We start from the raw sequence: 12374 nt of genomic DNA on the forward strand, positions 1-12374 counted from the left end.
AGGATTAAACTTGCTTAGAGGGTCATCTAGCGATGGATCCCGCCTAACGTAATTTTGTCGACATTGCTTCAGGTTGCACTTTTCGTGGAGGCGGGAACCTAGGATCGAACTAGGGTAGTGAGATTTGCAATCTCATGCATTACCACTCTGCCATCCCGCCATAGTTGCCTTCATTACTCAGACATATACATTTTAACCAAATGGGGACATGCTGAGAACCCAGCATTTAATCCATCTTTAATAATTGAAATCTAGTTACCCACCATACGCTTCATAATGAGAGCTTAGTTTTTGGCTAAGGTCTTAATTAATTCAGCGCTGCAAATATCATCGATATGCCTAAAGGCTAGAGAGATTCCTTCGATTTGATCTGCAGCAATTCCAAGGCTTTCAAAGTGCGTCTTCCATTGCCTGGTTACTCGCCATATGCGATCGATAATGGAACTTGCTTGCTGTGCGGATAGGCCAAAGCGCTCTTTGGCACCATAGGCATTATCTAGTGTGGCCAATTTACCTTGTGGTCCAACACCTAGATGTTGATAACGCTCACTTGCAATGACTGCATGAGGCATCACATCATAGAGTGGACTTAGACTCCAGCCTTTAAGCTTATGATTCCATAAGAATGCATGATTGCGTAGATGATCATCATCGTTACTAACAAAAATATTAAAGATCATGCGTGCATATAGTTCTTCAAGATCAGCTTTGACTGTTTGAATCACGCAATATCTGCGGATGGCATCCGCAATATCCATATAGCTTTTTGTATTGGATTCTGATTCGTGACAGGCAACTAAGGTGAGGGCGCTAACGACATGATGACGAATTTCTGCTGGCCGAGCAAAAGCAGTCCAAGAGCGATCAAAACGTTTGACCATCAACACCTTTTTCTTGCCGACTTGCTCTAATTGGGTTTGCGCTACATTGAGACCAGCTAACTGCGCAAGTTTGAGTGCTGCGTATTCAATGCTCGGCACATCTAAGACTCCATCAGCGTTACCAGGAAACTTAGCCATCCATAAAATATTTTCATCATCGCGCACGCTTGCCTTAGGGCGCATGCCCCCAAGACCGCTACCCACAATCAAAATTCTGGATAGTGCTTCTGACACTGGCAAGCCCGCCTCAATCTTCTGCGCACCCTCGAGTACGTATGACAGATTGTGAATACTTTCATGAGCAGGGCGCTCCTCTTGATCTAAAGAAAATCGAATGTCTAAAGCCCCAACACGATCACTGCCTGCTTCGAGTAGATAGCTTGATTCTGGAAGGCTATTGGCTGGAACCTTAAGCCTAGCTTCAATCACTCTTCTTCCCCAAGAATCAGGAGCAGCATCCCGAATTCCACCAAATGTCTCTAAGCCGTTAGGTGGAACAAGGCGTTTGCCTTTGATCTCGCTTTTATTCTTAAGACTAAGACCGACTGGATCCACTTCTTGTGCGTTGCTCCTATCTAAGTAGCGCAAGCCATAAGCAAATGAAGAGGTAATGAATCTTGAGCCTTCTTCATCTACTTGCAGTTGTCCTGCTGGTACAAATTCACCATCAAGATTGGCAAAGACAAAAAGATCCTTAGTGGTATTGGCCATCAGAAATCAAGCGCATTCATTTCCGCTGTACTTAAATCACGCACGCGTTGTGGGCGTGAGCGACGCTGCAAAGCAATGATCGCAGGATCATCGCCGCTTAAAAGCTGCAATAAAGTCATGCCTGGAGCGATTGCATCTAAGTAACGTAGGAGCGCGCCAATGGCCACACCAGGATCGCCCTTTTCAATGCGTTGTGCAGTAGCGCGAGATAGGCCGGCACGAACTGCCGCTTCACCTTGGCGAACACGACGTGCAAGACGCAAAGAAACAAGGCATTGCGCTATTTCAGCGGATTGCCCGAGTTGCTTTGATGCTAGGGTTAGTTCTTGATCTACGCGCATAGTTGCCCCATACATTTTGTTAAGTATGAGGCGTTAATATACCTGTTTATACGCCATAGATCAATAAATATGACTCATAAATGAGTCTTTAAGTATTTTAATGGCTTATTTATGAGTCTTTTATTAGTTTGTAGAAAAAATTAGGCTTGTAAGGGCGATTTGTTAATAAGTCACTTTTTATGACTAAAGTAGAGTAAGATATATTCAGCGATTTTCAAGCTAATAGTGTTGTTGTACTAGTAATTAACACCGCAGTCCTGCGATAGTTCTTTTTAGCATCTCCCCCGCCATTCTTGACTTTCGCCTCATTTGGGGCATTGCCCTTTTTATATTTTTTAAGGAATAGTCAGATATGGCAAACGGAATTGTGAAATGGTTTAACGACGCTAAAGGCTTCGGCTTCATTACCCCTGAACTCGGTGGCGAAGATTTATTTGCCCATTTTTCAGCAATTAATAGCAGCGGATTTAAGTCATTAGCTGAAGGTCAAAAGGTGACTTTTGATATTACTACTGGCCCTAAAGGCAAGTTAGCATCCAATATTCAACCTGTTTAAATCAACAGCAAATGCCAGGCAGAAATTATTAGCCTGGTCCAAAGCCCAGCCATGCTGGGCTTTTTATTTTTATTAAGGATGTTAAATGGCAAAAGAAGAATTGCTTGAAATGGAAGGTCTTGTTGATGAAATTCTGCCGGATTCTCGTTATCGGGTTACTTTAGACAATGGTCATAAGCTTATTGCCTATACAGCAGGAAGAGTCAAAAAAAATCACATCCGTATATTGGCTGGTGATAAGGTTTCTTTAGAGGTCTCTCCTTATGACTTGAGCAAAGGCCGAATCACATTTAGACATATTGACAAGAGGCAATCTTTTGCTGGTGCGCCGAATAGACGATATTGATAGATCTGAAGTTTAAAACTGCAAGTTAAATCAATATTTGCAAATTTTTGTCATGCCAAACGATTGGTAAAAACGGCTTTAAATGATCCGTTGTTAAGGTGTACTAGTCGATGGGGCTCTTCAGCCTTTATCGCATCTGGCAGGGTGGGGGAGCCACCCCTGTCGCTGTAGGGAAAGCTTTGCCATGCTTTCTGCGAAAATGGTGGGAAAATGAAGCTATAGGTGCGGGGCGATATAGCTTGATCTTGTTTCCTGATTCAAGCGAATCAAATTTACCAATGTTCTTTTTAAGCTAAGAATATTGGATAGAAGGTGGGTTGCACTATGTTTGCCATAAAGGAGTTTTTCAATGTATAGATCAGACATTCTTCAGAATGAAGAGCGCAGACTTGCTGCTCTTGAAGCATTGGAAATATTGGACACCTCACCAGACGAGCAACTGGATTTCATCACCAAAATAGTCAAAGAATATTTTCATGTGCCTATTGCACTCATTAGTCTCGTAGATAGAAGACGTCAGTGGTTTATGTCTAAGCAGGGATTGGAGGTCGATGAAACCCCAAGAGACGTTTCTTTTTGTAGCCATGCAATTTTGCATGAAGGAATTTATGTTGTAAATAATGCTATTGAAGATTCTCTTTTTAAGAATAATGCACTTGTATTAGGCCCACCCCATATTCGTTTTTATGCTGGCATTCCTTTAACCAGTCCCGATGGTTATCGGATCGGAACTTTATGCATCATTGATTCCAAAGCAAGAAGATTGTCTTCCGACGAAGAAGAAAGCTTATTGGGTTTTGCAAAATTAGCTCAGGAATTAATTAATCGAAGAGGGCCCCAGCATCACCTCGAGGCCTTGCTGGATCAAGCAATGGAAGGGCTGTTTGAAATTAATCCAGAACATAATTTTATTCATATTAATGAGTTTGGTGCTAACTTATTGGGCTATGAGAAGGAAGAGTTATTGGGTAAGAGATTAGATTCAATGTTCCCTTCAAAGCGGTATGACGGCAGTCCCTATATGCTGACCAATTTCGTAGATAAAATTACTGCTTCAGGCAATGCGATTTCTCGTGATGAAGAGATTCTCTTGAAAAAGGATGGCCAAACTTTTAATGCCGCATGTAACTTTTTCCCAGTTTTCAGAGCTGGCAAGGTAGTGAGTATCTTGATGTCATTCCGTGACAATTTTGAGAGAGATGCACTACGGTCCGAGGTTCAGTGGCAACGCGAGAGCATCGATAAGATTTTGGATACCCGTATTGCTGGACTTGGCTTGCGTGGCACCAGAAAAAGACCGCGCAATTAATTTTGGCTTTGCCTATCCCTTGGCTGATTCCCGCAGCATCATCGCTAAATACCTAGTATTACTACCAAGACCAAGCCGGTAAAGCGGGGTTTATGCATCCTTTATTGCCCCTCAGAAGGCAAAATGAAAGACAAGGTATAAGATTAATACATAGTAAGGGAAACAAATGATTTCCCACAAGAGGGTAGACCATTGAAGGCGCAGGAATGACAGCTAAATACAACCCAATCAAAAGGCTTAACTATGTCTTGATTGCCAGTATCTGCGTTGGTGAAGCCTTAATTATGTATGTGCTGCCATCCTTTGGGCCAATTTCAAGCTTGGCTTCGATAGTGATAGATGTCGCTTTGCTGACCTTGATTACTATTCCTGTTATTCAGTTGCTTGTGGTCAAGCCAATGAAGAAATACATGCATGATTTAGAATTTGCTGAAGAGACTATCACTGCTCGAGAAAATCAAATGCTAGGCGTTTTAAATGCTTTAGCTGAGGCAAAGGACAATGAGACAGGTAGTCATATCATTCGCACTCAAAAATATGTCGCTCTCTTGGCTAATCGTCTAAAAATCATGGGCGAGTTTCCTGATATCCTGACTGAAGACCATATAGAAAAATTGGTGAAGGCTGCCCCATTGCATGACATTGGCAAAGTTGGCATTCCGGATCATATTCTTACTAAACAAGGTCGCTTGACTGATGAAGAGAGGGAGCTGATGTCGCACCATCCATTAATCGGTGAATCAATTCTGGTGGTGTCGCAGTCAGAAGAAATTGAGATGGAGTTGATTTCAATCGCCATCAAAGTAGCTGGTGCTCATCATGAGAAATGGGATGGAACTGGCTATCCCCGGCGTCTAAAAGGTGAGGTTATTCCCATTGAGGCTCGCATTATGACTGTAGCAGATGTGTATGATGCCCTTGTAAGCAGTAGACCTTATAAAAAGGGCTGGCCTACAGAAAAAGCGTGTAATGAGATTATTAGCAATAGTGGCACTGCCTTTGATCCGATGGTTGTAAAGGCATTTATTGCGGAACGTGAAAACTTTGAATTGGTTGCTCAGCAGTATTAAGGCAAACAGAATCTCTAGAGTAGTGCTTGAACACAAAAAAATAAAGGGGCTCTAAGCCCCTTTATTCATTGGTAATGAATGCACTGAGCCATCAGTTAAAGCCGTTAACCGCCTGCATATAGCCTTGGATATATTGCGGTGGTACAAAGAGTTCCGTCTTCATGCCATTCTTGGCAGAAAGGGTGAGGATAAAACCTTTCTTCATTTTGTCTTTGAGGAATGCTTCAGTCAGTTGTACTGAGAGCACTTCTCTAAAGATGCAACCTCGATCTCCGCAAGCACCCGCTTCTCTGCCAACGACTTTAAATGTAGTAGCAGGAGCGCCTTCTTGGGTTGCAGAATCGTAGTAACGCCATTGTGAAAAATAGGTCAACTGAGCAAGCAGTTCATAGGTCTTTGCACCTTGCTTAGCTTGATCCGCTCTTAAGCTAAACATTTCATAGGTGTTGGCTTCATCCATCGTGTTGATTGGAGGACCTTGATAGGTTTTGCCACCGGTTGCTGAATTGGGAGTGATGATGGTCGAGTGATAGACATCATTGACTTCCCAACCGCTAATTTTTTTATCGTTTAGATTGCAGGCAACAAGACCAGCGCTGATGGCTAACATTAAAACAATACGATAGATATTGCGATACATAAAAACTCCCTAAGAATCACCAAATCATACTATCCCTTTGGCTAGGGCTCTAAATCTGGGGTTTAGGCGTATTTCCCGGTCAGGCCGCCATCAACTACCAGCTCAGTGCCCGTAATATAGGCCGCAGCATCGGATACCAAAAAGGCGCAGGCATGAGCTACATCCCATGCGGTACCAGAGCGACCCAATGGGACTTGGCGGTCACGGGCGGCACGGGCTTCATCCAGTCCATTTTCAGAAAACATCTTGGCAACAGTATGGGCAATACGGGGGGTATCAATTAAGCCAGGCACCACGGTATTTGCCCGAATGCCTTTGTCGGCATATTGCTGAGCAATCATCCTTATAAATTGGGTATTGGCAGCCTTCGTAACGCTATAGGCTAGATGAGGGTAGCCCAAATAGCGCATGCCTGCTACTGAGGAGATGGCAATAATATTGCCTGTACCGCGCGATACCATTTCAGGAAGAACCTCTTGCACTGCTAGCAACAGGCTGCGTACATTCACCTTATGGATGCGATCAAAATCTTCAGCACTGGTTTCTATGGGGCCGCCAACCTTGCCTATGCCCACGTTGTGATGCAATACATCAATCGGGCCAAACTGTTTGCGAGCTTCGCTAAAAAGTCTTTTAACATCGTCCTCTTCAGAAACATCCCCAACCAAAGTCAGTGCTGTACCACCTTCATTCAGAATGATCTGAGTGGTTTCTTCTGCGGATGCAAAATCCCGATCTACCACACACACTTTGGCGCCTAATCTGGCGTACGTCACGCAAGAAGCTCTACCAATACTCCATCCTGGACCTGCAGAGCCGCCTCCTGAGACAAAGATCACGCGACCCGTGAGATCTGTTGGTAAACCAGGGTGATTGGAGATAGCGCTCATTTATTGACTCAGTCCCACCGTAATGCCGCCACAGACATACACAACCTGACCAGTTGTAAAGCCAGCGCGCTGATCTAGCAGCGAAGCAACGATATGCGCCACTTCTTCAGGTTGACCAATACGACCCAGAGGTACGCTATCTAGGATGCGTTGCGTGGCAGGTGCACCAGGCGGGTTAGCGCTCTGAAAGAGTTCGGTGGCAATGGGCCCTGGTCCAACGGCGTTGACGGTAATGCCATCCGCGGCAAGCTCTAAGGCTAGCGTGCGAGTTAGCCCCAGCAAGCCTGCTTTAGAAGTTGCATAAGCAATACGCTCTTCCTTGCCTAAGGCTGCACGACTAGAAATATTAACAATGCGTCCAAAATGGGTCGCCTTCATCGTAGGGATGACTGCTTGTATACAAATAATGGCTGCAGCGATATTGACGTTCATCACCGCATGAAGATCTGCAATCGTCGTGTTCTCAATCGTGGCAGGGCGAACAATGCCGGCGTTATTGACTAAACGCGTAATCGAGAACCTAGAGGTCACTTGGGCTAGCGCAGTGCGTAAAATATTTTCGTTTGAGACGTCTACTTCAAAGAAGCTTTCATGAGCAGCAATTTGAGTGGGAGGTTCTTTATCAAAATTGATGACATGCATACCATCCGCAATGAGACGCTCCAATATGGCTCGCCCAATACCTCGGCTAGCGCCAGTGACTAATGCACATTCTCTAGTGGACTGGACTTCGTTAACCATTATTAGCCAATCTTATTGGCGCCATCCACGAAAGGAATGGCATGTTCGATAGTGTCCCAAATAAAGCGACCGGATGGGCTTTGTTGTTCTTCAACAATATGCGCAACCAAACCCGCTGAACGAGAGATTACTGCAAAGCCTCGCATGACTGCGGTAGGAATACCAATTTCACCAAGCAGGGCTGCAACAGCGCCAGTCGCGTTGATGGTAATTGGTCGACCAGCTACTTCATCTACTGCTTTAGATAAGGTCTCCAATGCCCGAATGTGATCACCCTTGAGTTCTTTCTCAGCGCGACCCATATCTAATAGCTTATAGGCCCGAGGATCTACTGGTTTATGAAGGTGATGTCCAAAGCCAGGAATGGCGCCTTTAATCTCTTTGTAATGCCGTGCAATGGAAAGCGCTTCTGCAGATTGGTCTTTTGCGGCAATAATGCGGTCAAGTAAAGCAGAGCAGTTCTCCATTGTTCCAATAAAGGAGCTACCCACCGCAAGTAGACCGGCAGATACAGCGCCTTGTAGGTTTTCTGGGGCGCTCATATAAATGAGGCGAGTGGCGATTGCGCTTGGCGTTAAACCATGTTCCATCAATACGATCAGCACCGCATCGGTAATGCGGATATCTACGCCACGCGGCTCTCTACCCAGAATTTGCATCAACATCACTTCGGTAAATGTTTTTTTACCCATCAAATCTTCAACTAAATCTGCATCACGGTAGTGCAGGCTAGTTAAGGTATGGGTACACAGGCTGGTAACAGGTGTTTTTTTATTCGTCATAGTGATCAATTCAAAGTTCGTCTAAGCAGATGTTTTTAGTTTTTCAATCACGGCACCCTTGAGCAACTTCCCAACATTTGAGCGAGGCAAGCTCTCATAAAAGTGAACGTGCTTGGGTGTTTGTACTGGGCCTAGTAAATTGCGCACAAATGCAATGAGTTCAGCTTCATCAGCATGTTTGTTGGGATGCAATTGCACGGCAGCTTGAACTGTTTCTCCCCATTTCTCATCAGGCAGACCAAAGACAAGGCATTCATGAACAGCGGGGTGCTGACTTAAAGCATTTTCAACGTCAACTGGATACACATTGAAACCTCCAGTAATGACGATATCTTTTAGACGATCTTTGAGATACAAAAAGCCGCGTTCATCAATCAAGCCGCGGTCACCGGTATGAAGCCAGCCGTCAATGATTGTTTCTGCTGTTTTCTCGGGCATGCGCCAGTAACCATTCATCAACAAATCACCACGAGCGACAACTTCACCAATTTCACCATTGGGTAAGAGCTTGCCTTCAGGAGACATGATGGCAACATCACTAAACCAAGTAGTTCTGCCGACCGCTGCCCAATTTTCGGGATCATCAAAATCCTCAGGACGCATCACTGTCAATATTTGAGGTGCTTCGGTTTGACCATAGGTAGTTCCTAAGACAGGACCAAAGAAATCACGCACCTTGCGAACTTGCTCTGGTGGCATTGGAGCGCCGCCATAAATTAATCTTCGCAGTTTTGGAAAATCATCTCTGGATGCATTGGGTAAAGCCATCAACATATATACCAAGGTTGGTGGCATGAAACAGGCAGTGCCGCGTCGCTCACGGAAAGCAGTTCTGACCACTTCCGCTCCTGCGCCATCCAAAATCACATGACAACCACCTTGAGCTAAGATCGGAAGAATATAGGTAGAGGTACCGTGGGTAATCGGTGCCGCAACCACATAACGCTCATGCTCATCAAATCCCCATACCTGAATCTGATTGCTGATGTTAGCCATCCAAGCACGGTAAGGCTGCATGACGCCTTTAGGAGCCCCAGTGGTGCCGCCAGTAAATTTGATGGCCTGAATGGCGTCCAAGGGTAATTCAAAAGTGGGTTGTGGTGCGTCCTCATGCAGTTGAATTAATTCAACCATACTGCGTGTAGATGCATCAGAGTCGGCACCCGTATAAATCCATGAGCCTGTTGCGCCCTTCAGAAAATCTTGATTGGTGGCATCCAAAATCACGATAGATGGTTCAGTGACATTGATGATGCGTTGTATCTCTGGATGCGTACTCTTAGGATTGAGTGGAACCCATACCTTGCCACAGGCCAAAATCGCTAGCAGGGCAGTAATGTGATCGGCGCTATTGCCTGCGCAGATAGCAACGCGACTTTGCAGTGTTGGATCTAATGCAGTAAGCCCAGCAGCTAGCGCTTTTACACGCTTGGATAAGGTTGCGTAATGAATAGGCCCTTGTGGCGTATCAATCGCAATGCGATCGGGCCAACGCTGTACAGCTCTCCAAAAAAAATCAATCGGGAACATAGACTATTCAGCTTTAGCGCCAGAAGCTTTGACTACTTCACGCCAGCGCTTGACTTCAGATGCCTCAAATGTAGCCATCTTTTCTGGAGTACCAGGCTCTGGTGTTGCTGCCAGCTCTTGCATGCGCTGTTTAACTTCGGGTGAATTTAGTGCCTTATTGAGGGCAGCATTTAACTGTAGAACGATCGGCTTTGGTGTTCCAGCCGGAGCTACAAGTGCAAACCAAGACTGTACGTCAAAGCCTGGATAACCTGATTCAGCAATGGTGGGAACATCTGGCAAAAACGGTGAGCGTTGCGCGCTGGTAACTGCAATTGGGCGAAGTTTTCCAGCCTTAATATGGGGTAATGCCGAAGGGGCGTTATCAAACATGGATTCAACTTGACCACCCAGTAAATCAGTTACCGCAGGAGCGCTACCTTTGTATGGAATATGCAGCATCTGAATTTTTGCCTGCATCTTAAACATTTCACCGGAGAGATGAATAGATGAACCGCTGCCAGAAGAGGCAAATGTAACGCCGTCTTTGGAGTCCTTAGCATAACGCACATAGTCAGCAACAGTTTTTACAGGAAGACTTGGATTAACCACCAGAATATTCGGAATCTTGGCAATCATGCCTACTGGTTCAAAATCTTTAATGGGGTCGTAGCTCAAATTAGGGTAGAGCGTAGCGTTAATGGTGTTTGCAATAGAGAAGGCATACAACGTATAGCCATCGGCAGCTGAGCGAGCCACGATTTCTGCGCCTACGTTGCTATTGGCGCCGGGACGATTTTCAACGACGATGGATTGTCCCAGTGTGTTGCCCATGCCGACTGAAACTAAGCGCGTTAAAACATCAGTCGCACCACCAGCAGAATAGCCAACAACAATCTTAATTGGCTTAGTCGGCCAAGCTGAGGATGATTGAGCGAAAGCTGGGATCGATGTTGCCGTGATGAGGGCGGCAAAGATAGTTAGCAAGCCTTTTTTAGGCATGAAATGTGTAGACATAGATCTCCTCTAATTTCTAGGGTGCATTAAGACAGTCTCATAAGCCCTAATTTCTTATTTATGCAGTATTTATAACACCAAAGCTGCCCAGAGGCGTTCTTGCAGCCAAAGCCATGACACCGAACCCTTAGGCTTTTATTAGGGTATCTCACTAGACTTTTACTAAAGTTCACAACTTCACAACTACAGAAGTTGTGATATAGTGACCGAACTGGGAGATGAAATGAAGAGACAGATACCTAAAACACAACAAGCCTTGGATTGGGTAGGGAAGGGTATGACTGCAGCTCAAGCAGCAAGAAAGATGGAAATTTCAGAATCCAGTGTGTATGCCGCTCTGAGAAAAACAAGAGCGAAAGAAGTCGGTTGTTGTCCAACGTGTGGTCACAAAATAAGGAACTAAGATGAAAAAGACTCTATTAGCAGCCGTATCAGTCTCCGTTGCTGCGTTTGCATTTGCAAATACAAAGCCGTCGGATTCTTCTGAGCTGATAAACCAGCAGTGCAAAATATCAGCCGAGGCCGTATCTATTTTGAAAGACTTGCGTTACGGCAACACTTCCATTCGCAAGGATGTATCTACGTTAATTAACGCGAGTCTGAAGACCCCAGAGAATCGGGATCTTGCGCAAAAGACGTTGAACTTAATGGTTGACGATAAGACAACTGATGCAAGAGGTTTAGAAGGTAAGTACTGCTCTTAAGGAGTTCAGTTAGATTCAATAAATTGGCATATAACGCTGAATGTCCTGATTGTGGAAATATGCGGGCATTGTTCAATCAATGTCCGCATTGTGGCTCAGAAAATTTACCCATTCTGAGCTCGGATACGATTGAGCTCAATATTAAGCAAGACGGGCCATACGTTGAAGAAGCTTTAGATCGACTCACTGACTATCTTCGCAAAGCTCTGGAGTTAGGAATCAAGGCGATTGTGTTGATTCATGGCTATGGATCTAGTGGTGAAGGCGGCCGCATTAAATGGGCTATCCACGATGCTTTGGAAAATAATCGTTATTCCGATCGTGTGGACGAATTTTATTTTGGTGAAGACGTCGCTTATGGTAGCGAGGCTTATTACGACTTACTCAAACGTCGGCCTGGATTAAAACGGTATCTAAAGCGCTTTAAAGAGGGCAATGGAGGAATGACCGTTTTATTGTTGGGATCTCAGGCTAGAAGTGCTTAGAATAGGGTTATGTCTGTAGTGAATGCTTTATCTACTAGGAATACATCTCCATGACCGCTAAGAAGTTAGACCATCCTGTAGTACATGACGAACATAAAACTGGTGCAGAGCAATTGATTGGTGAATTCAAATCACTGATGGCTGATGCCGAGGCTTTAATCAAGGCAACTGAAGATCATCCAGGCGCGGCGATTAGCTCGATTCGAAATAAAGCCCTGGAAACACTAGCGGGTGCTAAAGAGAGTCTTTCTGATGTTGAGGGCAAGCTACTGGATAAGGCGAAAAGTGCCGCGGATAGTGCAGATGATTTTGTTCATCGCAGTCCTTGGGAAGCAGTCGGCGTTGCCGCTGGCTTAGGTTTACTGATTGGCTTATTCATTGGACGTCGCTAG

The 12374-nt window shown here is 45.0% G+C and carries 16 protein-coding genes and 1 tRNA gene; 8 read left to right on the plus strand and 9 right to left on the minus strand.

The window, feature by feature from the left end:
- Positions 1–85: 85 nt before the first annotated feature.
- From ICN33_RS08905 to ICN33_RS08915, 3 genes are all read right to left on the minus strand, one after another.
- Positions 86–160 (minus strand) — tRNA-Cys (locus tag ICN33_RS08905).
- Between the two features lie 124 nt (positions 161–284).
- Positions 285–1592: a type II toxin-antitoxin system HipA family toxin gene (locus ICN33_RS08910; RefSeq protein WP_216196243.1), complete on the minus strand. Its 1308-nt coding sequence runs from the start codon at positions 1590–1592 to the stop codon at positions 285–287.
- Positions 1592–1933, minus strand: a complete 342-nt coding sequence (locus ICN33_RS08915) for a helix-turn-helix transcriptional regulator (protein ID WP_216196244.1) — start codon at positions 1931–1933, stop codon at positions 1592–1594. Before ICN33_RS08915 ends, ICN33_RS08910 begins: the two co-directional genes overlap by 1 nt.
- A 352-nt stretch (positions 1934–2285) precedes the next feature.
- Between ICN33_RS08915 and ICN33_RS08920 the strand changes: the two genes are divergently transcribed.
- From ICN33_RS08920 to ICN33_RS08935, 4 genes are all read left to right on the plus strand, one after another.
- On the plus strand, positions 2286–2489 hold the full coding sequence (locus ICN33_RS08920; RefSeq protein WP_072583619.1) for a cold-shock protein: 204 nt from the start codon (positions 2286–2288) through the stop codon (positions 2487–2489).
- 85 nt (positions 2490–2574) lie between these two features.
- Positions 2575–2835, plus strand: coding sequence for a translation initiation factor IF-1 (gene infA, locus ICN33_RS08925; RefSeq protein WP_216196245.1), 261 nt, complete (start codon positions 2575–2577; stop codon positions 2833–2835).
- Between the two features lie 349 nt (positions 2836–3184).
- Positions 3185–4144 carry a GAF domain-containing protein gene (locus ICN33_RS08930; RefSeq protein ID WP_216196246.1) on the plus strand — a complete coding sequence of 320 codons (960 nt, stop codon included), beginning with the start codon at positions 3185–3187 and terminating at the stop codon, positions 4142–4144.
- A 206-nt stretch (positions 4145–4350) separates the two neighbouring features.
- Positions 4351–5214: an HD-GYP domain-containing protein gene (locus ICN33_RS08935; protein ID WP_216196247.1), complete on the plus strand. Its 864-nt coding sequence runs from the start codon at positions 4351–4353 to the stop codon at positions 5212–5214.
- Between the two features lie 91 nt (positions 5215–5305).
- Here the strand turns inward: ICN33_RS08935 and ICN33_RS08940 are convergent, their stop codons facing one another.
- The 6 genes from ICN33_RS08940 to ICN33_RS08965 all read right to left on the minus strand — a co-directional run bounded on the left by ICN33_RS08940 (position 5306) and on the right by ICN33_RS08965 (position 10793).
- Positions 5306–5854 (minus strand): hypothetical protein, encoded by a 549-nt coding sequence (locus ICN33_RS08940; RefSeq protein WP_216196248.1) that lies wholly within the window; start codon positions 5852–5854, stop codon positions 5306–5308.
- A 62-nt stretch (positions 5855–5916) separates the two neighbouring features.
- Entirely contained in the window at positions 5917–6744 is an 828-nt protein-coding gene (locus tag ICN33_RS08945; RefSeq protein ID WP_216196249.1) for an SDR family NAD(P)-dependent oxidoreductase, read from the minus strand.
- Positions 6745–7485 (minus strand): SDR family oxidoreductase, encoded by a 741-nt coding sequence (locus tag ICN33_RS08950; protein ID WP_216196250.1) that lies wholly within the window; start codon positions 7483–7485, stop codon positions 6745–6747.
- 2 nt (positions 7486–7487) lie between these two features.
- Positions 7488–8267: a citryl-CoA lyase gene (locus ICN33_RS08955; RefSeq protein WP_216196251.1), complete on the minus strand. Its 780-nt coding sequence runs from the start codon at positions 8265–8267 to the stop codon at positions 7488–7490.
- 21 nt (positions 8268–8288) lie between these two features.
- Positions 8289–9797, minus strand: a complete 1509-nt coding sequence (locus ICN33_RS08960; RefSeq protein ID WP_216196252.1) for a class I adenylate-forming enzyme family protein — start codon at positions 9795–9797, stop codon at positions 8289–8291.
- Positions 9798–9800: 3 nt separating this feature from the next.
- Positions 9801–10793: a tripartite tricarboxylate transporter substrate binding protein gene (locus tag ICN33_RS08965; protein ID WP_216196253.1), complete on the minus strand. Its 993-nt coding sequence runs from the start codon at positions 10791–10793 to the stop codon at positions 9801–9803.
- 223 nt (positions 10794–11016) lie between these two features.
- Between ICN33_RS08965 and ICN33_RS08970 the strand changes: the two genes are divergently transcribed.
- The 4 genes from ICN33_RS08970 to ICN33_RS08985 are packed head-to-tail and all read left to right on the plus strand — an operon-like array spanning position 11017 to position 12374.
- On the plus strand, positions 11017–11196 hold the full coding sequence (locus tag ICN33_RS08970) for a hypothetical protein (protein WP_216196254.1): 180 nt from the start codon (positions 11017–11019) through the stop codon (positions 11194–11196).
- A gap of 1 nt (position 11197) precedes the next feature.
- Positions 11198–11497, plus strand: a complete 300-nt coding sequence (locus tag ICN33_RS08975; protein ID WP_216196255.1) for a hypothetical protein — start codon at positions 11198–11200, stop codon at positions 11495–11497.
- A 59-nt stretch (positions 11498–11556) separates the two neighbouring features.
- Complete coding sequence (locus ICN33_RS08980) at positions 11557–11982, plus strand: Smr/MutS family protein (protein ID WP_255530784.1); 426 nt, start codon at positions 11557–11559, stop codon at positions 11980–11982.
- Positions 11983–12032: 50 nt separating this feature from the next.
- Complete coding sequence (locus tag ICN33_RS08985) at positions 12033–12374, plus strand: YqjD family protein (protein WP_216196257.1); 342 nt, start codon at positions 12033–12035, stop codon at positions 12372–12374.

This window comes from Polynucleobacter sp. UB-Tiil-W10 (assembly GCF_018881605.1).
Classification (GTDB): domain Bacteria; phylum Pseudomonadota; class Gammaproteobacteria; order Burkholderiales; family Burkholderiaceae; genus Polynucleobacter.

Excerpts from the sequence above, each read along its gene's own strand:
- ICN33_RS08910 (WP_216196243.1), bottom strand. The coding sequence starts at position 1,592 with ATGGCCAATACCACTAAGGATCTTTTTGTCTTTGCCAATCTTGATGGT.
- ICN33_RS08915 (WP_216196244.1), bottom strand. The coding sequence starts at position 1,933 with ATGCGCGTAGATCAAGAACTAACCCTAGCATCAAAGCAACTCGGGCAA.
- ICN33_RS08920 (WP_072583619.1), top strand. The coding sequence starts at position 2,286 with ATGGCAAACGGAATTGTGAAATGGTTTAACGACGCTAAAGGCTTCGGC.
- infA (WP_216196245.1), top strand. The coding sequence starts at position 2,575 with ATGGCAAAAGAAGAATTGCTTGAAATGGAAGGTCTTGTTGATGAAATT.
- ICN33_RS08930 (WP_216196246.1), top strand. The coding sequence starts at position 3,185 with ATGTATAGATCAGACATTCTTCAGAATGAAGAGCGCAGACTTGCTGCT.
- ICN33_RS08935 (WP_216196247.1), top strand. The coding sequence starts at position 4,351 with ATGACAGCTAAATACAACCCAATCAAAAGGCTTAACTATGTCTTGATT.
- ICN33_RS08940 (WP_216196248.1), bottom strand. The coding sequence starts at position 5,854 with ATGTATCGCAATATCTATCGTATTGTTTTAATGTTAGCCATCAGCGCT.
- ICN33_RS08945 (WP_216196249.1), bottom strand. The coding sequence starts at position 6,744 with ATGAGCGCTATCTCCAATCACCCTGGTTTACCAACAGATCTCACGGGT.
- ICN33_RS08950 (WP_216196250.1), bottom strand. The coding sequence starts at position 7,485 with ATGGTTAACGAAGTCCAGTCCACTAGAGAATGTGCATTAGTCACTGGC.
- ICN33_RS08955 (WP_216196251.1), bottom strand. The coding sequence starts at position 8,267 with ATGACGAATAAAAAAACACCTGTTACCAGCCTGTGTACCCATACCTTA.
- ICN33_RS08960 (WP_216196252.1), bottom strand. The coding sequence starts at position 9,797 with ATGTTCCCGATTGATTTTTTTTGGAGAGCTGTACAGCGTTGGCCCGAT.
- ICN33_RS08965 (WP_216196253.1), bottom strand. The coding sequence starts at position 10,793 with ATGTCTACACATTTCATGCCTAAAAAAGGCTTGCTAACTATCTTTGCC.
- ICN33_RS08970 (WP_216196254.1), top strand. The coding sequence starts at position 11,017 with ATGAAGAGACAGATACCTAAAACACAACAAGCCTTGGATTGGGTAGGG.
- ICN33_RS08975 (WP_216196255.1), top strand. The coding sequence starts at position 11,198 with ATGAAAAAGACTCTATTAGCAGCCGTATCAGTCTCCGTTGCTGCGTTT.
- ICN33_RS08980 (WP_255530784.1), top strand. The coding sequence starts at position 11,557 with ATGCGGGCATTGTTCAATCAATGTCCGCATTGTGGCTCAGAAAATTTA.
- ICN33_RS08985 (WP_216196257.1), top strand. The coding sequence starts at position 12,033 with ATGACCGCTAAGAAGTTAGACCATCCTGTAGTACATGACGAACATAAA.